Raw genomic sequence first — 20,741 nt, 5'->3', positions numbered from 1 at the left:
CTTCATAAACGTACCCAAAGTTTGCTTGTGTCGCCCAAACAGTACCACGCTCTGGCCTTGCAACCTAGATTCCGGAAAGAAAATTAGAAAAGTAAGAATGGTCACAACAATGGTACGCCCTTCGCGGCGTCCCATTCGTGGTTTCTCAGTCCGCTGCGGCGACCAGCGGCTCGAGGAGCAGGTCGGGGAGCTCCTTCTCGATGTACTGCAGCCGCCATTTGTCACTGACCAATGCCAGCAGCACCCCGTCGGAACGGGTGAACACCTCCACCCCGCGCTGCCGAGCCAGCTCCGGGGCGGACGCGTCGTCCGTTCGGCGGGCAATGGAGTAGCCCAGCGGCTCCATCCGGGCCTCGACACCGAACTCGGCCTGCATACGGGCCGCGACCACCTCGAACTGCATCGGCCCCACCGCTGCGAGGACGGGGGCGGCGTCCCCGCGAATGTCGTTGCGCAGGATCTGCACCACGCCCTCGGAGTCCATCTGGTCGACCGCACGGCGGAACTGCTTGTACTTGCTCGCGCTCTCGGCGCGCAGCACCGAGAAGTGCTCGGGCGCGAACGACGGGATGGGCGGGAACTCGACCTTCCGGTCGGCGTAGAGGGTGTGCCCCGGGGCCAGGGCGGTGGCGTTGACCAGGCCCACCACGTCGCCCGGGTACGCGTTGTCGACCGTCGAACGTTCGCGCCCGAACACCGTCTGCGCGTACTTGGTGGTGAACGGCTTGCCCGTCTGAGCGTGCGTGACCACCATTCCACGCTCGAACACCCCGGACACCACGCGCATGAACGCCAGCCGATCGCGGTGCGCGGTGTCCATCCCGGCCTGGACCTTGAACACCACGGCGCTGAACGGATCGGTGACCGAGCGCAGCCCACCGGCGACGTCCGGACGCGGTCCCGGCGGCGGAGCGAACGAGATCAACGCATCGAGAATCTGGTGCACGCCGAAGTTGAGCATCGCGGAGCCGAAGATCACCGGCGAGGTCTGCCCGGCGAGGAACAGATCCTCGTCGTGCGCCTGTCCACTCTCGACGAGCAACTCGCTCTCCTCGACGGCGGTGGTCCACTCCTGACCCTCGCGGGCGAGAGCCGCCTCGGCGTCCATGTGTTCTTCGGGGGCGATCGTCGCACCACCCGCCGTCCGGGTGAACCGCACGTAGGTGCCACTCCCGACGTCGAGCAGGCCGCGGAAGTCGCCCGCGATCCCGACGGGCCAGAACAACGGGGTCGGGGTCAGGCCGATTCGCTGGTCGATCTCGTCGAGAAGCTCGAGCGGGGAGCGACCCGGCCGGTCCCACTTGTTGATCACCGTGATGACGGGGATGCCGCGGTGACGGCACACCTGGAAGAGCTTGAGAGTCTGCGGCTCGAGGCCCTTCGCCGCGTCGATCAGCATCACCGCGGCATCGACGGCGGTGAGCACACGGTAGGTGTCCTCGGAGAAATCGGCGTGACCCGGCGTGTCCACCAGGTTGATGGTGTGGTCGGCGTACTCGAACTGCAGGGCGGTGGAGCTGACGGAGATCCCGCGGGCCTTCTCCATCTCCATCCAGTCCGACACCGTCGACCGGCGCCCGGCCTTGCCGTGGATGGCACCGGCCTCGGAGATCATCCGCGCGTGCAGAGCCAGAGCCTCGGTGAGCGTGGACTTTCCGGCATCCGGGTGGGAGATCACCGCGAACGTGCGACGCCGCGCAACCTCGGTCACGAGGGATGTGGTGCTCACGCGAACCTTTCTCGGACTCTGTGATGGGGCGGTCAGTGCAGAATACTCGTCGACGCACACCTGTCCGCGGCCCCGATGTCAGGGTCGATGTACGCGATTCTGGGCAACTTCGAGCCCGTTCTCGAGGAGCAGCTCGACGGCGTCGGCGGCCTCCTCGATCACCACGGCCAACTCCTCGCGCTCGCGGGTGGCGAACGGCTCGAGTACGTAGGCCGCGGGATCCATCCGCCCCGGCGGTCGACCGATGCCCACTCGCACCCGCAGATAGTCACGGGTGGACAGCGACTTCGACGTCGAACGCAGGCCGTTGTGGCCGCCCTCGCCGCCACCGAACTTCAGGCGCACCTGGCCGAGGTCGACGTCGAGCTCGTCGTGCACCACCACGATGTCGGCGGGGTCCACGGAGAAGAACCGAGCGAGCCCGGCCACGGGCCCGCCCGATTCGTTCATGTACGTGCGCGGCTTGCCGATCACCACCGACCGCGCCCCGAGGCGCGCCTGCAGGACGTCGGAGTTGCTGCGCTTGTGCACGGAGAACGAGCCGCCCACCCGACGGGCGAGCGCCTCGACCACCATGAACCCCACGTTGTGACGTGTGCGTTCGTACTTCGGGCCGGGGTTACCCAGCCCGACCACCAGTGCGGTGTTCAGCGCTGCCCGTCAGCTCTCGGCGTCGGCATCGGCGTCGGCGTCGCCGTCGGAGGCGGCGGCCTCGTCGGCCGGAGCGTCGTCGGCGGAGTCACCCTCGAGGTCCTCCTCGGTGGGCGCCTCGATGACGTTGACCACGAGGGTGTCGGCGTCGGTGACCAGCGTCGAGCCCTCGGGCAGGACGATGTCGCCTGCGGTGAACTGGGTGCCGGCCTCGGCGCCCTCCACCGAGACCTCGAAGCCGTCCGGGATCTTCAGCGCGTCGGCCTCGATCTCGATGGCGTTGGCTTCCTGGGTCACCAGCGTGCCGGGCGCTGCGTCACCGCTGACGCTGACGGTGACCTCGACGGTGACCTTCTCGCCGCGACGGACCACGAGCAGGTCCGCGTGCTCGATGTAGCTGCGGATCGGGTGCACCACGACCGACTTGGTCAGTGCCAGGTGCTGCTCACCGTCGACATCGAGCTCGAGGACGGCGTTGGTGCCGTCGGCACGCAGCACGGCCGCGAACTCGCGGGCCGGAAGCGCCAGGTGCTTGGGATCGGTGCTGTGCCCGTACAGCACGGCGGGAACTTTGCCGTCACGACGGGCGCGACGCGCAGCACCCTTGCCGAACTCGGTGCGGACGGTGGCGGTGATCTTGTTGGCCATGACGGTGAGAACTCCTGAACGGGGCATGTGGGTGGATCGGTGGCGGTGCATCTCGCTCGGCGTGGACACGAGCGAGGACGGCCGACCGGCCGTGCCTGCGTCGATCACGGTGAAACGAGTGCTTCACCCTCGCCGAGACAACTGGGGCCACGTTACCCGACGGCTGGTCCGACCTCACAATCGGCACCTGCCTCCCGATCGCTACCTGTTGCGCGCGAGCACCCGAACGGCCTCGGCGGCGCGGGCGAGGTCGTCGTCGTCGACGAAGTAGTGCGGTGAGGCGCGCACCACCGAACCCAGCCCGCGTGCGGTCATGTCCAGCAACGTCGCGGCCGCGAAGTTCGGGCGCACGATCACCTCGTGCTCGGCGAGGGTGGCGGCGACTGCAACCGAATCGAGCCCGTCGACGGTGAAGGTGACGATGCCGCCGAGATCGTGCGCGTGCGGATCGAGACCGTCGCGCACGTGCACGCCGTCGATGTCGGCGAGCAGCCCGCGCAGGGTGCGGGCCCGCTCGCGCACCGTGCGCTCGACCTCGTCGACACCGAGATCGAGCAGATACCGCGCCGCGACGCCCAGGCCCAGTCGGCTGGCCACCGAGCACTCGAACAGTTCGAATCGTGTTGCATCGGAGGCGAACTCGAACTCCTCGACCGCGGTCCAGCTGGCGCTGTGAAGGTCGAGAGCAGCAGGAACCAGGCGCTCGAGCGCACTCGGCGACACGTAGAGAAACCCCGTGCCCCGTGGTCCGCGCAGCCATTTGCGGCCCGTCACCGACAGCCCGTCGACACCGAGGGAGGTGACGTCGACGGCCACCTGGCCCACCGACTGGCACGCGTCGAGCAGCACCAGGGCGCCGACGGCGTGCGCGATCTCGACCACCTCGCGAACCGGGTTGAGCAGCCCGGAGTTGGTGGGGGAGTGCACCACCGACACCACGGCCACCCGCTCGTCGACCATCTCGGCCAGGGCCGCGGTGTCGATGCGGCCGTGGGCATCGCTGGGCATCACCTCCACGGTGGCACCGCACGCACGTGCCCGGGACAGAACGGTGAGCGCGTTGGTCGCGTACTCGAGCCGCGAGATCAGAATGCGATCGCCGGGCGCGAGCGGGATGGCCAGGAAGAAGTCGTTCCACGATCGGCTCGCGCTGTCGGAGAACGCGATCGAGCCCGCCTCGGCACCGATCAGCCGGGCGACGTCGCTGCGCACGGCGGCCAGCTCGTCCACGCACTCGTCGGCGGCGACGTACCCGCCGATCCGGCTCTCGCGCTGCAGATGCGAGACCACCCGGTCCAGCACGGCCTGCGGGGGGAGCGACGAGCCGGCGCTGTCGAGGAAGACCCGCTCGCGGCAACCCGGTGTGTCTGCGCGGTGTGCACTCGGTTCGATCACCAGGGCGAGCCTGCCACTGGATCGTGGACGGTGCACGCGATTACTGTCGGAACGGTGACCACGCCCGCGGATGCTCTGAGCTCCCGGCCGGCCGCCGAGGCCTACATCGAGCGGGTGTGCTTCAAGCTGGGCCCGCCGCGGCTGGTGGGCGCCGAGATCGAGTGGTTGGCCGCCACCGAGGACGGCTCGCGCCCGCCTCTGTCCGCCCTGGCCGCCGCGCTGGGCCCGCACTCACCCCGCTCCATCGATCCCGACTCCCCGGCGATACCCCTGCCGCGTGGGAGCATCGTCACCGTCGAACCCGGTGGCCAGGTCGAACTGTCGAGCGCCCCCTTCGATTCCCCCACCGCCACGTGCGACGCGCTACGTGCCGACCGCACCGTCCTGGCCGATCTGCTCGCCGCCGCGGGCGTGTCCATTCGCTCCGACGGCGCCGACGCCCACCGCGCCCCGCAACGCCTGCTGGACCTGCCGCGCTACAGGGCGATGGAGGCGCGGTTCGCACGCATCGGTCCCTTCGGGTCGGCGATGATGTGCAACACCGCGGCCACGCAGGTCAGCGTGGATGCCGGGGCCGACGCCGACGACGTGCAGCGACGATGGCACGTGCTGCACGCGGTGGGACCCGCGCTCGTCGCGGCGTTCGCAGGTACGCCGCACCTGTACGGCTGTGACGACGGCTGGGTGAGCCAGCGAATGCGGGCATGGCTGGCCCTGGACCCGGCGCGGACGCTGGTGCCGACCGAGTCCGGCGACGTGCGCAGCGTGTACGCACGGTGGGCGCTGTCGGTGCCGATGCTGTGCGTGCGCCACGGTGCCACCCTGCGCCCGACGCAGACCGATGCGAGCTTCGCGGACTGGCTGGACGGCAGCCTCGACGAGGTGCTGAACCGGCGTCCGACGACGGCCGACCTCGATCACCACCTGAGCACCCTGTTCCCGATGGTGCGTCCGGGCGGGCATCTCGAGGTGCGCTACCTCGACGGTCGGCCGGGCGACGAGTGGGAGGTGCCGGTGCACGTGATCGCGGCGCTGGTGTCCGATCACGAGAGCATCGACGCCGCCTGCGCCGCCGTCGCCGGGACGCAGGGGCGCTGGATCGACGCGGCGCGGGACGGCCTGGCCGAGCCCGACATGGCGCGTGCCGCGGCCCGGGTTCTCGACGTGGCAGCCGCTGCAATGCCCGACGCACGAGCACGCGACGCCGTGGGCGCCCTCGCCCGGCACTGCGCCGACAGCATCTCGACACCTGCGACGAAGGGGAACCCCCGGTGACCGACACCGTGTCCACTACACAGCCCACCACCCCGCCCGCCACCCCGCCCGCCACCCCGCCCGCCACCCCGCCCGCCACCCCGCCCGCCACCGAGCATCTGCGCGCGGCGCTGCGGGAGGTACTGACCCGCGCCCGCGCCCGCACCCTCGCCCTCACCGAGTGCCTGGACGAGGCCGACCTGGTGGCCCAGCACTCGCCGCTGATGAGCCCGCTGGTGTGGGATCTCGCGCACATCGGCAACCAGGAGGAGCTGTGGCTGGTGCGTGACGTCGGTGGCCGCGACGCCGTCCGCGCCGACATCGACGATCTCTACGACGCCTTCCGACACCCCCGCGCCTCACGGCCGGCGCTGCCGCTGCTCGACCCCGGCGAGGCGCGCCACTACGTGCGCGTGGTGCGCGAGACGGTGTGGGAGGTGCTCGACGCCAGCGCGCTCGACGGGCGCCGGCTCGAGCGGGACGGCTTCGCCTTCGCCATGGTGGCCCAGCACGAGCAACAGCACGACGAGACGATGCTCGCCACCCACCAGTTGCGCACCGGCCCTGCGGTTCTCGTCGCACCGCCCACCCCCGACGCACCGACTCCGGCCGGCGCCGGCGAGGTGATCGTGCCCGGTGGGCAGTTCGAGATGGGCACCTCCACCGACCCGTGGGCGCTGGACAACGAGCGTCCCGCACACACGGTGACCGTGCCCGGGTTCGCCATCGACACCCACCCGGTGACCTGCGGCCAGTACCTCGAGTTCATGGCCGACGGTGGATACTCCCGGCCCGAGCTGTGGACCGAGCGTGGCTGGGCGCATCGCACCGAGGCCGGGTTGCGCGCCCCCCAGTTCTGGGAGGACGCCGGCGATGACGGGTGGCTTCGGCGAGTGTTCGGTCGGACCGTCCCGGTGGACCCGCGGCGGCCAGTGGTGCACGTGAGCTGGTTCGAGGCCGACGCCTACGCTCGCTGGGCCGGGCGGCGGCTGCCCACCGAGGCCGAGTGGGAGAAGGCCGCCCGTCACGACCCGACCACCGGCACCAGCCGTCGCAACCCGTGGGGTGAGCTCGATGCGAGCGAGGCCCACGCCAACCTGGGCCAGCGTCACCTCGAACCGGCGCCGGTGGGCGCCTACCCGGCGGGGGAGTCGGCGCTGGGGGTGAGCGGGATGATCGGCGACGTATGGGAGTGGACCTCCTCGGATTTCGAGCCGTATCCCGGGTTCGAGGTCTTCCCCTACGCGGAGTACTCGCAGGTGTTCTTCGGTGGCGACTACAAGGTGCTGCGCGGCGGCTCGTTCGGCAGCGATCCGGTGGCGGTGCGCGCGACCTTCCGCAACTGGGACCACCCGATCCGCCGCCAGATCTTCGCCGGGTTCCGGTGCGCGCGTGATGTTCCCGAGGCAGACGGCGCGCACGGTGTGTAGACACCTGGGATATCTCGGACCGGCTCTCGGCGTGGGCGAGATCCTGCGTCACGGGTCCAACTCGCTCGTGCGACAGGCGTGGGCACCGACGGACATGCGCGGCGGTGGCACCGTCAACGCCGACGGTTTCGGCGCCGCGTGGTGGACGGGCGGGCGCGCCGTCGCCTATCGCAACGCCATGCCGATCTGGAGCGATCCCGCCGTCACCGACACCCTGACTCACATCGAGGCCACCGCGGTGGTGGCCGCGGTGCGCTCGGCCACCGAGGGCATGCCCGTGGAGCGGTCGGCGTGCGCGCCGTTCGTCGACGGACCTCGCGCGTTCAGTCACAACGGTGTGGTGCGCGGGTGGCCGGGATCGATGGTCGACCTCGTCGCCGAGGTCCCGGCTGCCGACCTGCTCACCCTGCCCGCACCCACCGACTCGGCGGCGGTGTGGGTGCTGCTCGCGCACCGGCTGCGCACCGCAGATCCCGATCACGACCCGGGCGCCGTCCTGGCGACGCTCGCGCGCGACGTCGACGCCGCCGCACCCGGATCCCGCCTGAACTTCCTCCTCAGCGACGGCCGGGCCCTGTACGCCACGGCGCTCGACCACTCCCTGTCGGTGCTGCGCGACGGGACCGTGACCATGATCGCCTCCGAGCCGGTGGACGCGCGCGAGGGGTGGACGCCGGTGCCGGATCGCAGCGTCGTCACCGCCACACTCGATCGCCTCGACATTCGTCCGCTCTGACGTCCACGCACCGTGACCGTCCCTCCCCGCCGCACACCGAAGAAGGAGAACCATGACAGCGCCGTCGTTGGACATCCACATCACCGAGGCCGACCTGCTCGCGGCCCTGCGCGCAGACGCCCGCGCGGGCCTGTCCGCAGACCCGAAGTGGTTGCCGCCCAAGTGGTTCTACGACGCGCGTGGCAGTGAGCTGTTCGAGCGCATCACCGAGTTGCCCGAGTACTACCCCACTCGTACCGAGCGTGCACTCCTCGCCGAGCATGCTGCGGAGATCGCGGCGATCACGCGCACCGAGGTACTCGTGGAACTGGGGTCGGGGTCCTCGGACAAGACACGCCTGCTGCTCGACGCCGGTCGCGCCGAGGGTTCGCTGCGCCGCTACGTTCCCCAGGACGTCTCGCCGTCGGCTCTCGAGGGCGCGGTCGCGGAACTGGTTCGCCGGTATCCCGGACTCGACGTGCACGGGGTGGTCAGTGACTTCACCGTCACCCTTCGCACACTCCCGCGCGGGGGCCGGCGCACCATCGCCTTCCTCGGCGGCACCCTCGGCAACCTCGTGCCCGCCGAGAGACGGGCGTTCCTCGCCGACATCGCCGAGGCACTCGCGAGCGGTGAGCACCTGCTGATGGGTGTGGGTCTGGTGATCGACCCTGCCGTTCTGATCCCCGCCTACGACGACGCGGCGGGCGTGACGGCCGAGTTCAACCGCAACGTCCTCGCGGTGCTCAACACCAAACTCGACGCCACGTTCGATCCGGACCTGTTCGAGCACGTGGCCGTGTGGGACAGCGAGGCCGAATGGATCGAGATGCGCCTGAGGTCGCTGACCGACCACACCGTGCACGTCGCGGGGCTGGACATGGACGTGCACTTCGCCGGCGGTGAGCAGATGCGCACGGAGATCTCGGCGAAGTTCCGCCGGGAGGGCATCACCGCCGAACTGGCCACCGCAGGGTTCGAACTGGCCCGGTGGTGGACCGACGCCGACTCCCGGTTCGCCCTGCTCCTGGCCCGTCGGATGTGACGGCCGAGTAGCATCCGTTCTCGAAAGCCGTGCCAGGGCGAGGAGGTGCCGTGCAATCTCGGTCACCCGTCGTCGCGTGGCGTCGGATGGAGCCTCCGCAACTCACCCCGATTCTCTCGGCTGCACGAGATGCATTCCACGAACACGGTTTCCACGGAACATCGGTGCGCGATATCGCAGCCAGGGTGGGCGTGACGGTGCCGGCGCTGTACTACCACCATCAGAACAAGGAAGCGATCCTGCTGGCGCTGCTCGAGTACTCCACCAGCGACGTGCTCGCGCGTGCCCACGCGGCCAACGACGACGGGCGCCCCGACCCGCGGCAGCAACTCGCCAACGTGATCGAGGCGATCGTCCTTCGGATGACCACACGTGCACGCCTGGCCGCCCTCGAGGGGGAGGTGCGCTACCTCAGCCCGGAGAACCGCCTGCGCTATCGCGTTGTACGCAAGGGCATTTCGGATCTGGTCACGGAGATCATCACCGACGGGGTGGCCGCCGGTGTGTTCCGGGTGAGCGACCCTGCCGAGACCGCGCGTGCGTTGATGGGCATGTGCCAGGCGATTCCGCGCTGGTTCCACGACGACGGTCCGCTCACGCCGACCGAGGTGGCGCACAAGTACATCGACATCGCCCTCACTGCCGTCGGATCGAGCCGACCGGACGCGTGATCGGTGTCGGCGCCCCGATCAGCGGAGTCAGGACGCCGAGGCGTGGTCGACCTGAACGCTGCCGTGCTGTACCGGGCAGGTGCGGGGGAATGTCCCGAGCTGCGCGAGGTCGTATCCGTCGGGGTAGCTGCGAATGTTCGGCAGTTGCCGGGTGAAGAGCGGTTCCCTGCGAACCGGCAGCCACCGCACGACGCGTTTGCGTGCCTTCAGAGCCGCCACCGACAGCACCTGCTCGACCCGGGTGGTCGGTCGGTACTCGAACGCCGCGAGCAGGTGATCATCCATCAGCGACTTGGAGAACCGCTCGATGACCTTCGCGGGCACCCGGTCGTTCGGGGGGAACGTGGCCATCAGCGCGAGCGTCGCGTCGGCGACGCGACGTGACCCGGCGTCGAACGCGAAGTGCTCGGCCTCGTACGCATCGAGGTGGGCGGCGAAGCCCTCGAACGTGTACGGCATGCCCTTGATGTTCATGTGCCGACCGAGGCTGCGGTAGTACGCGGTGACCGCCGCGACCTCGTTGCGAGTGAGGGCTCGCCAACCGAACCGATCGATCCAGCGCACCGGCACCACGACGAATGTCGAGAGCACGTAGAGCATGTCGGCGTTGCTGATCTCGTACGCGCCGTGCATCTGGTTCATCCGTCGTACTGCGGTGCGCCCCTGGGGGCTGGTGATGCCGTGCTCGATGATGGCGTCGAGGATCAGCCCGGTGTCGTCGTAGCGCTTCTGCACACGATCGGTGAACTCCCCGGTGCGATCGAGCAATCCACCGATGGTGGGTACCGCGTACGTACGGAACAGCGCGAAGCTCAGCGCCTGGTTGATATCCCAGGGGAACTCGCGGCTGACCAGCAACCGGTAGATCTCCTCGTAATCGGTCGCCGGATCGAGGGCGTCGGTGGTACGGCGAATGGCGTAACGCTGAAGCATCTGCTCACTCCGGATCGTCTCGGCAGTGCGGGGACGGCCCACTGCGAGTGTGACCGCCGCCACCGAGCTTAGCGATCGTTAAGTTGGCTGTCCACCGCCCCCCGCCGCCGCGCTACTGGGATGCCGGTGCCAGCGGGAACTTCACGCCCGTGCGCTCCTCGGAGACCTCCCACAGCCGGGTGGCATCGGCCGGGTTGTTCGCCCGCTTGGACCGTCCGACCTGCTTGGGATGTCCGCGCAGTTCCCTGAATCCGTCGGGTCCGATGTAGGTGTCCCCGGCGATGTCGGCGACCGCGGCGTACATCGCCGGGCGAGTGCCGGCCAGGGCGCTCTGGGCGAACAGCACGTTGCCCACCGACATCGCCGCGTCCATGATCGGGTTGCCCCAGTGCGACTGCAGGTTGGTGGCCGCGTAACCCGGGTGGGCGGCGACCGAGCGCACCGAGGACCCGACCGCGGTCAGTCGGTTCTGCAGTTCACGGGTGAACAGCAGGTTCGCGAGCTTGGACTGCGCGTAGGCGCCGATGCGGTCGTACCTGCGGTGCGTCCAGTCGAGGTCGTCGAAGTTGATGGCACCGTTGTGATGGACCATCGACGACATCGTGACCACCCGATCGGTGATCCGCGGTAGCAGCAGGTTGGTCAGCGCGAAGTGCCCGAAGTGGTTGGTGCCCATCTGCGTCTCGAAGCCGTCGACCGTTGCCCCGGCCGGCGGCATCATGATGCCGGCGTTGTTGATGAGCACGTCGACGGGTTCGGTCACCGACGATGCGAACTCGCGCACCGACGCCAGGTCCGCCAGGTCGAGGCGGCGAACCTCGGTGTTGCCCGTGATGGTCCGCGCGGCCTCCTCGCCCTTGGCGACCGTGCGCACGGCCATGATCACCGTCGCGCCGGCGCGGGCGAACTCGCGAGCAGCCACCAGGCCCAGCCCACTGTTGGAGCCGGTGATCACGAACGTGCGCCCGCTCTGGTCAGGGATGTCTGCTTCTGTCCACTTGGTCATGCGAACCACGGTACAGAGCGGGCGACGCGCCCACCGGCCGCTAGGCGGAACCGTTGAACAGGCTTGTCACCGAACCGTTCTCGAACACCTCGCGGATGGTGCGGGCCAGAAGCGGTGCGATGGAGAGTTCGGTGAGGGTGTCGAACTGCTTGTCCGCCGTGATGGGCAGCGTGTTGGTGACCACCACTTCCTTGGCGCCACAGGAGGCCAACCGCTCGGCCGCCGGGTTCGACAGCACGCCGTGGGTGGCGGCGATCACCACGTCGCCCGCACCGGCCTCCTTGAGCACCTTCACCGCACCGGCGATGGTGCCGCCGGTGTCGATCATGTCGTCGATGAGGATGCAGGTGCGGCCCTCCACCTCACCGACCACACGGTTGGACTTGACCTGGTTGGGCACCAGTGGATCGCGGGTCTTGTGGATGAACGCCAGCGGTGCGCCGTCGAAGGAGTCGGCCCACTTCTCGGCCACCCGCACACGCCCGGAGTCGGGGGAGACCACGGTGATGTGTTCGAGGCTGTAGTTGGCGCGAATGTGCTCGGCGAGCTGGCTGTGGGCGTGCATGTGATCGACCGGTCCGTCGAAGAAGCCCTGAATCTGGTCGGTGTGCAGGTCGACGGTGATGATCCGGTCGGCGCCCGCGGTCTTGAGCAGATCCGCCACCAGACGCGCGGAGATGGGCTCGCGCCCGCGGTGCTTCTTGTCCTGACGGGCGTACGGGTAGAAGGGCAGGATCGCGGTGATCCGCTTGGCCGATCCGCGCTTGAGCGCATCGATCATGATCAGCTGCTCCATCAACCACTGGTTGAGCGGGAACGGGTGGCTCTGCAACACGAAGGCGTCCGAGCCGCGCACCGACTCCTCGAAGCGCACGAAGATCTCACCGTTGGCGAAGTCGCGGGCGGTCTGCGGGGTGACGTCGACGCCCAGTTCCTTGGCCACCTGCGCGGCGAGCTCGGGGTGGGCGCGACCGGAGAACAGCATCAGGTTCTTCTGGTTGTCGATCCAGTTGGCTGTGGTCACGTTATTGCTCGCCGTCCTTCGTTCGATCCTGCTCGTGTGCACTACTGCTGCTGTTCCGGGCGCGCTCGGCAGCATGCGCTGCCTGAGTTCCCGGGCGCTTCCTCTCGACCCATCCGTCGATGATTCGCTGGTCACCGCTCGATATCGCCAGGGCTCCCGGTGGTACATCATGGCGGAGCACCGTCCCGGCGCCGGTATAGGCCCCGTCCCCGACGTGCACCGGCGCGATGAAGGTGGTGTCCGATCCGGTGCGGACGTGCGATCCGACGACGGTGTGGTGCTTGTCGACCCCGTCGTAGTTCACGAACACGCTCGATGCGCCGATGTTCGAGTGCTCGCCGATCGTCGCGTCGCCCACGTAGGTCAGGTGCGGCACCTTGGTGTGAGCTCCGATGGTGGTGTTCTTGACTTCGACGAACGTGCCGATCTTGCCGGATTCGCCGAGCACGGCCCCCGGTCGTAGGAACGCGAAGGGTCCCACGGTGGCGTCGTCGCCGATCACGGCCTCGGATCCGTGTGTGCGCACCACGCTCGCGCGCGCCCCGACGGTGACGTCGGTGAGGGTGGTGTCCGGGCCGATCACGGCGTCCTCGCCGACGGAGGTGTTCCCGCGCAGCTGCGTGCCGGGCTCGATCACCACGTCCTGATCGATCCTCACCTGCACGTCGATCCACGTGGTGGCGGGGTCGATCACGGTGACCCCGGCGCGCTGGTGGGCATCGACGATGCGCTCGTTGAACAGCCGACGCGCACGCGCGAGCTGCACCCGATCGTTGACACCCTGCACCAGGGCCGGATCGGCCAGGCGGGTCGAGTACACCGCGCGGCCCCGCTCGCGGGCGATCCTCAGCACGTCGGTGAGGTAGAGCTCGTGCTGCTCGTTGTCGGTGCTCAGGTGCGTCAGGGCTTCGCGCAGAGCTGCGGCGTCGAACGCGTAGACGCCGGAGTTGACCTCGGTGATCGCCTGCACGCCCGCGTCGGCGTCGGCCTGTTCGACGATCTCGACCACAGCGCCGGTGTCGTCCCGCACGATGCGCCCGTATCCGAAGGGATCGTCGGCGGTGAACGAGAGCACGGTCATGGCAGTGTCGTCCGGGCGCGCCGCGTGCTCGGCGACGAGGGCGTGGAGGGTGGCGGTGTCCAGCAGCGGCACATCGGCCGCGGTGACCACCACGGTGCCGTCGAAGGTCTCGGGCAGGGCGGTCAGGCCGCACTGAACGGCGTGGCCGGTGCCGTTCTGCTCGTCCTGGACCGCCACCGAGATGTCGCGACCCAGCTGGTCCGCGTGGGTGGACACCGCTGCCGTGACGGCGTCACGATCGTGGCCGACGACGGCGACGAGGTGCTCGGGATCGAGGCCGGCGGCGGCGTGCAGCGCGTGCCCGAGCATCGTGCGGCCGGCGAGCGTGTGCAGCACCTTCGGGGTCTTCGATCGCATTCTCGTACCCGCCCCCGCGGCGAGTACGACCACAGCGATCCGGTGCGGCATGCATCTCCTCCGACAGGTGTGCGGTACGGCCGTGTCTTCTCGACCGAGCGTCCCGGTCGAGACGGCCGGGACCGGCTCCGCCGCCAGGACTCGAACCTGAACTATCTGAACCAAAATCAGAGGTGCTGCCGATTACACCACGGCGGAAAGTGCCGCATCGGGTGCACAGACACCCGCTGAGCGGGTCGATCCTCGCATGGAGGGTCGCGGTGAGTCGAACCGCGACGTGGCGGGGTGCCTGATGGCGCCCGAAACCGCTGGGTTGCGGCCGAAACCGACCCGTGCGTTTTCCGCCCTGGACGGAATGTTTCGGTGTTAGGTAAAGGAACGACCGGGAGGGTCTCGGTCGATGAACGAGCCGGGGTGCCTGTGACCGGAAAGCGGATCGAACTTCCTGCGCGTCTGCGCTATGCATCGGTTTCCCTGATCTTCGCGGGCATCGTGGGGGCCGTGCTGATCTATTCCACGGCAGACGGTGACGCTGCAGCCAGAGCCCTCGTCTGGGTGGGGTCGTTCCTGCTTGCCGCCGTGGTTGCTCTCCTGATCTCTCGGAAGGTGCAACATGTTCGACAGAGGTAGCGCTGGGGGCCGTGCCTGTGAGTACTGACGCCGATCCGTAGCGCGCGCCTGATCCGCGGCTCGGCGCTGCCTCCCACTACGCCACGTGTAGAGGTCGGCGATCTCTGACAGGGTGGTCCGCATGAGTATCGATCGTGAGTTCGGGGACTCCGGCGGGTCCGCGGGTGGCACGGCTGTGTCCCCGGACGGTGCTGAGAAGGCCCCGCGTGTTCGCATGACCGGCACCCAACGCCGCGAACAGCTGATCGCGGTGGCGCGCGCGCTGTTCGCCGAACGGGGTTTCGAGGCCACCTCGGTTGAGGAGATCGCCCAGCGCGCGCAGGTGTCCAAGCCGGTGGTGTACGAGCACTTCGGCGGCAAGGAGGGGCTCTACGCGGTGGTGGTGGACCGGGAGATGTCGACGCTGCTCGGCATGGTCACCGCCTCGCTGACCGAGAACCGCTCGCGCGTGCGCGTCGAGAGCGTGGCCCTGGCGCTGCTGACCTACGTCGAGGATCGCTCGGACGGGTTCCGCATCCTGGTGCGTGACTCGCCCGTCGCCGCCGCCGACGGCAGCTACTCGTCGCTGCTCAACGATGCGGTGGTGCAGGTCGGACACATCTTGGCCGGGGATTTCGAGCGTCGAAACTTCGACCCCGCAAACGCGCCCCTGTACGCCCAGGCGCTGGTGGGAATGGTGTCGATGACCGCCCAGTGGTGGCTCGACGTGCGCGAGCCGGCCAAGGAGGTGGTGTGCGCGCACATCGTCAACCTGTGCTGGAACGGGCTGACCAACCTGGAGGCCGATCCGCAGCTCGGCGCTGAATGAGCGCCGCGGCGCTGGTCCTGCGGTAGTGGTGGGGCTGGACGTGCGGTTGCGGCGCGCCGGACCGACTACCACGGTGTCGACTGCCTTCTGGTCCGGACCGGTGGTACCGTTCGCACAGCAATTGCGGAATGGCAGTCCATTGGACGTGAGGCGGATCGTATGGTGAGACAGGCACGCGCGGAAATTACGCGCGACACGGTTCTTGCGGGCGCCGCCCACGTGTTCCTCCGGTTGGGATACGCCAACGCGAGCCTGAGCGAGATCATCTCCCAGTCCCAGGTCACCAAAGGCGCGCTGTACTTTCACTTCGGGTCCAAGGAAGAACTGGCCCGCGCCGTGATCGACGAGGGCTCGACGCGCCTCGCCGCAGCCTGGACCTCCATCGACGACGGGCGCATCCCGGCGCTCGAGGCAACGATCGGGATCTCCTACGCCACCGTCGACCTCGCCGTCGGCGATCCGATGGTCGCTGCGATGTTCCGCCTCAAGCATCAGATCGGCGATTATCGTGGGACCGACGGGAACGTTGTCGACTCGTGGGGCTCGAGTTATCTCGATCTCGCGCAGCGCGCCATCAGCGAGGGCGATGTCAATTCCGATGCCGATCCGGCAACGGTGGGAACGCTGTTCCTGGAAATGATCATCGGTGCGCACATGGTGGCCGTCGCCACCGATTCCACCGACGAATTGGCAATCCGCACCGAGCGCATGTGGTTCTTCCTCCTGCCGTCGTTGGTGCCCGCGCAGAAGCTCGACTACTTCCGTGAGTTCGCCGCACGACGCGTACTGCGCTACGGATCCTGACCTGTGCGGTTCCCGACCGGTGACGGTCCCGCCCTCCCGGTGAACGTCGACCGGTAGGGCTCTCTACACTCGGATCGGTACGCCGCAGGCCCAAATCGGGTCGGGGGTCTTCCAGTCCGGCATCAGGAGAGCTCAGTTGCCCGCGCCTTCGCACGCACCGAATCTTTCCTCCGCACACCCCGGAAGTGCATTGTCGGGGTTGTTCGAGGCCGTCCTGGCCGATCGATCTCTCGAAGCGATCACCGATCGCGTCGGCCGGACCTCGGTCACCCTCGTCGCCCCCACGTCCGCGCGTGGAATGGTCGCCGCGGCGCTCTCGCAGTCGGCGCCGGTGCTGCTGGTCACCGCCACCGGCCGGGAGGCCGACGACCTCACCGCAGAGCTGTCAGAGGCGTACGGCGGCGCCGTCGCGCAGTTCCCCTCGTGGGAGACCCTGCCCCATGAGCGGCTCTCACCAGGGGCGGACACCGTCGGGCGCAGGCTCGAGGTGCTCCGCAGACTGGCCCGCCCCGACGACGCCGACTACGGCGAGCCGCTGCGCATCATCGTCACCACGGTGCGCTCGGTGCTCCAACCCATGGCCCGTGGGCTGGGGAACATCGAGCCCATCGGACTCGAGGTGGGCAGCACCGTCGACTTCGAGCACCTGCAGGCCCGGCTGGTCGAACTCGCCTACGCGCGGGTGGACATGGTGGGCAAGCGCGGCGAGTTCGCTGTGCGGGGCGGCATTCTCGATCTGTTCTCACCCACAGCCGATCACCCTGTGCGCGTGGAGTTCTGGGGCGACGAGGTCACCGAGCTGCGGGCGTTCTCCGTCGCCGATCAGCGGTCGCTGCCCGAGGTGGAGGTCGAGCGCGTCATCGCGCCGCCGTGCCGCGAGTTGATCCTCGACGAGCAGGTGCGCGCCCGCGCCGCTGCCCTCGCGCGGGACAACCAGGGCGATCGGGCGCTGGTGGAGATGCTGGAGAAGATGTCGCAGGGCATACCCGTCGACGGCATGGAGGCGCTGCTGCCGGTGCTGCGGGCCGGTGGTCTCGAGCTGCTCACCGACGTGTTGCCGGCGGGCGCGCACGTGCTGATCTGCGACCCCGAGAAGGTACGTACGCGTGCCACGGACCTGGTCCGGACCGGTCGGGAGTTCCTCGAGGCGTCCTGGACGGCGGCGTCGATCGGCGCACAGGCTCCGCTGGATGCCGCGGCGCTGGACACGTCCGGACTCGACGACGAGCTGTCCGGTTCGGGGCTGGATCTGAGCGCGTCGGCGTACCGGTCGCTGCGGCAGGTGCGCGAGAGCGTCGAGGCCGCCGGTCGGCCCTGGTGGACCATCTCGCCGCTCGCGTCGGGATCGGACGAGGAGGCGGTGCTGGCCATCGATCCGGCACCGGAGGTGCGCGGGTCCGCCGAGGCGCTGACCGCCCTGATGGCCATGCTGCGGGCACATATCGGTGACGGCGGCCGCGCGGTGATCGTGGTGGCCGGGTCGGGCACGGCGCAGCGCACCGTCGAGCGGTTGCGCGAGAACGACGTTGCCGCAACGCTTCTCGAACCCGGTGCAGGTCCGGCCGACGGGGCGGTGGGGGTGCTGTGCGGGTCGCTGCACGACGGGTTGGTGTTGCGGGACTCGCGGCTGGTGGTCATCACCGAGTCCGACCTCACCGGCAACCGCGTCGCCGCCGCGGGGGACGGACGGCGCCTGCCGGCCAAGCGGCGCAACCAGGTGGACCCGCTCGCCCTGACCGCCGGCGACATGGTGGTGCACGACCAGCACGGCATCGGCCGCTTCGTGGAGATGGTCGAGCGCACCGTCGGCGGCGCGCGTCGGGAGTACCTGGTGGTGGAGTACGCCCCGAGCAAGCGCGGCCATCCTGGTGACCGGCTGTTCGTCCCGATGGAGGCCCTCGACCAACTCTCCCGCTACGTCGGCGGGGAGATGCCGAGCTTGAGCAAGCTGGGCGGATCCGATTGGGCCAACACCAAGCGCAAGGCGCGCAAGGCCGTTCGTGAGATCGCGGGTGAGCTGGTTCAGCTCTACGCAGCGCGTCAGGCGGCACCCGGGCACGCGTACGGCCCGGACACCCCGTGGCAGAAGGAGATGGAGGACGCGTTCGCGTTCACCGAGACGGTCGATCAGATGACCGTGATCGACGAGGTCAAGGCCGATATGGAGAAGCCGGTCCCGATGGACCGCGTCGTCATCGGCGACGTGGGCTACGGCAAGACCGAGGTTGCGGTGCGCGCGGCGTTCAAGGCGGTGCAGGACGGCAAGCAGGTGGCGGTCCTGGTGCCCACCACGCTGCTGGCCCAGCAGCACCTGCAGACCTTCACCGAGCGGATGGCCAACTTTCCCATCACCATCGCGGGTCTGTCGCGCTTCACCGATGCCACCGCGTCGCGGAAGACGTTGGAGGGCTTGGCCGATGGCACCGTCGATATCGTGGTCGGTACGCACCGGCTGCTGCAGACGGGGGTTCGCTGGAAGGACCTCGGCCTCGTGGTGGTCGACGAGGAACAGCGTTTCGGTGTCGAGCACAAGGAGCACATCAAGGCTCTGCGCACCCACGTGGACGTGCTCACCATGTCCGCCACACCCATTCCCCGCACACTCGAGATGTCGATGGCCGGCATTCGCGAGATGTCGACCATCCTGACCCCGCCCGAGGAGCGTCACCCGGTGCTGACCTACGTGGGTGGCTACCAGGACGAGCAGGTGGCGGCGGCGATTCGTCGTGAACTGCTGCGCGACGGGCAGGTGTTCTACGTGCACAACCGGGTGTCGTCGATCGACCGGGCGGCGGCCCGCATTCGCGAGCTGGTTCCCGAGGCGCGCGTGGTGGTCGCACACGGGCAGATGAACGAGGAGACGCTCGAGCAGACCGTGCAGGGCTTCTGGCAGCGCGAGTACGACATCCTGGTGTGCACCACCATCATCGAGACCGGACTCGACATCTCCAACGCCAACACCCTCATCGTCGAGCGGGCCGATGCACTGGGCCTGTCGCAGTTGCACCAGTTGCGCGGGCGTGTGGGCCGCTCCCGCGATCGCGGCTACGCCTACTTCCTCTACCCGCCCGAGAAGCCGCTCACCGAGACCGCGTACGACCGCCTGGCGACCATCTCGCAGAACTCCGACCTCGGTGCCGGCATGGCCGTTGCGATGAAGGATCTCGAAATCCGCGGTGCCGGAAACGTTCTCGGCGCCGAACAGTCCGGACACGTCGCCGGTGTGGGTTTCGATCTGTACGTTCGCCTGGTCGGCGAGGCGGTGGAGGCCTACCGCGCCGTTGCCGACGGCAAACCCGTCACCACCGACGACGCACCGCCCGAGGTGCGCATCGACCTACCCGTCGACGCCCACATCCCACCCGAGTACGTCACCAGCGATCGCCTGCGCCTCGAGGCGTACCGCAAGCTGGCCGCAGCCGGCGACGACGCCGAGATCCGAGCGCTGATCGACGAGCTCCTCGACCGGTACGGGCCCGTCCCGCCGGAGGTGGGCCGCCTCGTGGCGGTGGCGGTGCTGCGCAACCTCGCCCGCCAGTACCGCCTCACCGATGTGGCGGTGGCAGGCACGATGCTCAAGATCGCGCCCATGGAACTGCCCGACTCCAAGCAGATTCGGCTCAAGCGCCTCTACCCCAGCGCGCAGTACCGGGCCACCACGGGCACCGTGCAGATTCCGGTGCCGCGCGTCGACGGCGGCGGTGTGGGGGCGCCGCGGCTGCGCGACATCGAACTGGTGCAGTTCGCGGCCGACGTCCTGCTCGCACTGGACGGCAAACCCGTCGGCTCGGTGTCGGTGACCGCGCCGCTGCCGGTCGATTCCCGCTCGTGACAGGTGCCCGCTCATGACCGACGGTCGGGAGCTGCTGGCAGCAGTGGAGCTCATGGACCGGTTGCGCTCGATCGGCGGCTGGGAGGCGCAGCAGACGCACGAGAGCCTACGGACGTACCTGGTCGAGGAAACCTACGAACTGCTCGACGCCATCGACGGCGGTAACCCCGACGACATTCGCGAGGAACTCGGAGATCTGTTGCTGCAGGTGCTCTTTCATTCCCGCATCGCCCGCGACAACGAGGTGGGGGCTTTCGACGTCGATGACGTCGCGGCAACCCTGGTGGCCAAACTGACCCACCGATCGCCGCACCTGAGCGGCCACGTCGGCGGGGAAGTCGACATCGCCGCCCAGGAGCGGGCGTGGGAGGAGCGGAAGGCTGCGGAGAAGTCGCGCGCGTCCTGCCTGGACGGAATTGCGCTGAGCCAACCCGCGCTGGCCCTGGCCGAGAAGGTGCTCACGCGTATCTCCGCCGCAGGTTTTCCACCCGATCTGGTGCCGGACGAGTTGCGGGTGGTGCGCATCGAAATCGGCGCCGCCGTCGAGGACCGCCTACGCCGCGACGTGCTCGCCTTCGCCGCGCGCGTGCGGGCCGCCGAGGTGGCTGCGCGGGCGGGGGGAGAGCCGTTGACCGATCAGGTGTGGCGGCGGCGCTGGGCCTGACCGAACACCCTGTGTGGAAACCTCGCACACCCTCCGGTCGGCTGCAGAGGGGAGGTTCAGAGCA

At 69.0% G+C, this 20,741-nt stretch carries 18 protein-coding genes and 1 tRNA gene; 10 read left to right on the top strand and 9 right to left on the bottom strand.

Annotation, left to right across the window (positions count from 1 at the left end):
* Nucleotides 1–145: 145 nt before the first annotated feature.
* The 4 genes from ACY48E_RS10810 to ACY48E_RS10795 all read right to left on the bottom strand — a co-directional run bounded on the left by ACY48E_RS10810 (nucleotide 146) and on the right by ACY48E_RS10795 (nucleotide 4,423).
* Nucleotides 146–1,729: a peptide chain release factor 3 gene (locus ACY48E_RS10810; protein ID WP_462872164.1), complete on the bottom strand. Its 1,584-nt coding sequence runs from the start codon at nucleotides 1,727–1,729 to the stop codon at nucleotides 146–148.
* A 78-nt stretch (nucleotides 1,730–1,807) separates the two neighbouring features.
* Entirely contained in the window at nucleotides 1,808–2,380 is a 573-nt protein-coding gene (gene pth / locus ACY48E_RS10805; RefSeq protein ID WP_462872270.1) for an aminoacyl-tRNA hydrolase, read from the bottom strand.
* A gap of 9 nt (nucleotides 2,381–2,389) precedes the next feature.
* Nucleotides 2,390–3,028, bottom strand: coding sequence for a 50S ribosomal protein L25/general stress protein Ctc (locus ACY48E_RS10800; protein WP_462872163.1), 639 nt, complete (start codon nucleotides 3,026–3,028; stop codon nucleotides 2,390–2,392).
* A gap of 201 nt (nucleotides 3,029–3,229) precedes the next feature.
* On the bottom strand, nucleotides 3,230–4,423 hold the full coding sequence (locus tag ACY48E_RS10795; protein ID WP_462872162.1) for an aminotransferase class V-fold PLP-dependent enzyme: 1,194 nt from the start codon (nucleotides 4,421–4,423) through the stop codon (nucleotides 3,230–3,232).
* Between the two features lie 39 nt (nucleotides 4,424–4,462).
* Here ACY48E_RS10795 and egtA point away from each other — a divergent pair, with 39 nt between their 5' ends.
* The 5 genes from egtA (at nucleotide 4,463) to ACY48E_RS10770 (ending at nucleotide 9,538) form a co-directional block, all read left to right on the top strand.
* The gene (gene egtA, locus ACY48E_RS10790; RefSeq protein WP_462872269.1) at nucleotides 4,463–5,698 is read left to right on the top strand and encodes an ergothioneine biosynthesis glutamate--cysteine ligase EgtA; all 1,236 of its coding nucleotides are present in this window, start codon (nucleotides 4,463–4,465) and stop codon (nucleotides 5,696–5,698) included.
* Nucleotides 5,699–5,796: 98 nt separating this feature from the next.
* Entirely contained in the window at nucleotides 5,797–7,107 is a 1,311-nt protein-coding gene (gene egtB / locus ACY48E_RS10785) for an ergothioneine biosynthesis protein EgtB (protein ID WP_462872268.1), read from the top strand.
* On the top strand, nucleotides 7,100–7,843 hold the full coding sequence (gene egtC / locus ACY48E_RS10780) for an ergothioneine biosynthesis protein EgtC (protein ID WP_462872161.1): 744 nt from the start codon (nucleotides 7,100–7,102) through the stop codon (nucleotides 7,841–7,843). The genes egtB and egtC overlap by 8 nt, the downstream gene beginning before the upstream one ends.
* 52 nt (nucleotides 7,844–7,895) lie before the next feature.
* Complete coding sequence (gene egtD / locus ACY48E_RS10775) at nucleotides 7,896–8,867, top strand: L-histidine N(alpha)-methyltransferase (protein WP_462872160.1); 972 nt, start codon at nucleotides 7,896–7,898, stop codon at nucleotides 8,865–8,867.
* Nucleotides 8,868–8,953: 86 nt separating this feature from the next.
* On the top strand, nucleotides 8,954–9,538 hold the full coding sequence (locus ACY48E_RS10770; RefSeq protein WP_462872267.1) for a TetR/AcrR family transcriptional regulator: 585 nt from the start codon (nucleotides 8,954–8,956) through the stop codon (nucleotides 9,536–9,538).
* 27 nt (nucleotides 9,539–9,565) lie between these two features.
* On the opposite strand, the gene ACY48E_RS10765 is transcribed toward ACY48E_RS10770, so the two are convergent.
* The 5 genes from ACY48E_RS10765 to ACY48E_RS10745 all read right to left on the bottom strand — a co-directional run bounded on the left by ACY48E_RS10765 (nucleotide 9,566) and on the right by ACY48E_RS10745 (nucleotide 14,137).
* Nucleotides 9,566–10,471 (bottom strand): oxygenase MpaB family protein, encoded by a 906-nt coding sequence (locus ACY48E_RS10765; protein ID WP_462872159.1) that lies wholly within the window; start codon nucleotides 10,469–10,471, stop codon nucleotides 9,566–9,568.
* Between the two features lie 112 nt (nucleotides 10,472–10,583).
* Entirely contained in the window at nucleotides 10,584–11,477 is an 894-nt protein-coding gene (locus tag ACY48E_RS10760; protein WP_462872158.1) for an oxidoreductase, read from the bottom strand.
* Between the two features lie 40 nt (nucleotides 11,478–11,517).
* Nucleotides 11,518–12,501 carry a ribose-phosphate diphosphokinase gene (locus ACY48E_RS10755; protein ID WP_462872157.1) on the bottom strand — a complete coding sequence of 328 codons (984 nt, stop codon included), beginning with the start codon at nucleotides 12,499–12,501 and terminating at the stop codon, nucleotides 11,518–11,520.
* Nucleotide 12,502: 1 nt separating this feature from the next.
* Nucleotides 12,503–13,990, bottom strand: coding sequence for a bifunctional UDP-N-acetylglucosamine diphosphorylase/glucosamine-1-phosphate N-acetyltransferase GlmU (gene glmU, locus ACY48E_RS10750; RefSeq protein WP_462872156.1), 1,488 nt, complete (start codon nucleotides 13,988–13,990; stop codon nucleotides 12,503–12,505).
* A 75-nt stretch (nucleotides 13,991–14,065) separates the two neighbouring features.
* A tRNA-Gln gene (locus tag ACY48E_RS10745) sits at nucleotides 14,066–14,137 on the bottom strand.
* A gap of 216 nt (nucleotides 14,138–14,353) precedes the next feature.
* Between ACY48E_RS10745 and ACY48E_RS10740 the strand changes: the two genes are divergently transcribed.
* The 5 genes from ACY48E_RS10740 (at nucleotide 14,354) to ACY48E_RS10720 (ending at nucleotide 20,677) form a co-directional block, all read left to right on the top strand.
* A complete protein-coding gene (locus tag ACY48E_RS10740; protein ID WP_462872155.1) occupies nucleotides 14,354–14,569 on the top strand; it encodes a hypothetical protein in 216 nt (71 codons plus the stop codon).
* Nucleotides 14,570–14,783: 214 nt separating this feature from the next.
* A complete protein-coding gene (locus ACY48E_RS10735; RefSeq protein ID WP_462872266.1) occupies nucleotides 14,784–15,377 on the top strand; it encodes a TetR/AcrR family transcriptional regulator in 594 nt (197 codons plus the stop codon).
* Between the two features lie 159 nt (nucleotides 15,378–15,536).
* Nucleotides 15,537–16,181: a TetR family transcriptional regulator gene (locus ACY48E_RS10730; RefSeq protein ID WP_462872154.1), complete on the top strand. Its 645-nt coding sequence runs from the start codon at nucleotides 15,537–15,539 to the stop codon at nucleotides 16,179–16,181.
* Between the two features lie 136 nt (nucleotides 16,182–16,317).
* A complete protein-coding gene (mfd, locus tag ACY48E_RS10725) occupies nucleotides 16,318–20,013 on the top strand; it encodes a transcription-repair coupling factor (protein WP_462872153.1) in 3,696 nt (1,231 codons plus the stop codon).
* Between the two features lie 13 nt (nucleotides 20,014–20,026).
* The gene (locus tag ACY48E_RS10720) at nucleotides 20,027–20,677 is read left to right on the top strand and encodes a nucleoside triphosphate pyrophosphohydrolase (protein ID WP_462872152.1); all 651 of its coding nucleotides are present in this window, start codon (nucleotides 20,027–20,029) and stop codon (nucleotides 20,675–20,677) included.
* Nucleotides 20,678–20,741: the final 64 nt, after the last annotated feature.

It is taken from the genome of Rhodococcus sp. AZ1 (genome assembly GCF_054979605.1).
Note: the sequence above shows the minus strand (reverse complement) of the source record. Positions and strands in the feature narration are given on the sequence as shown.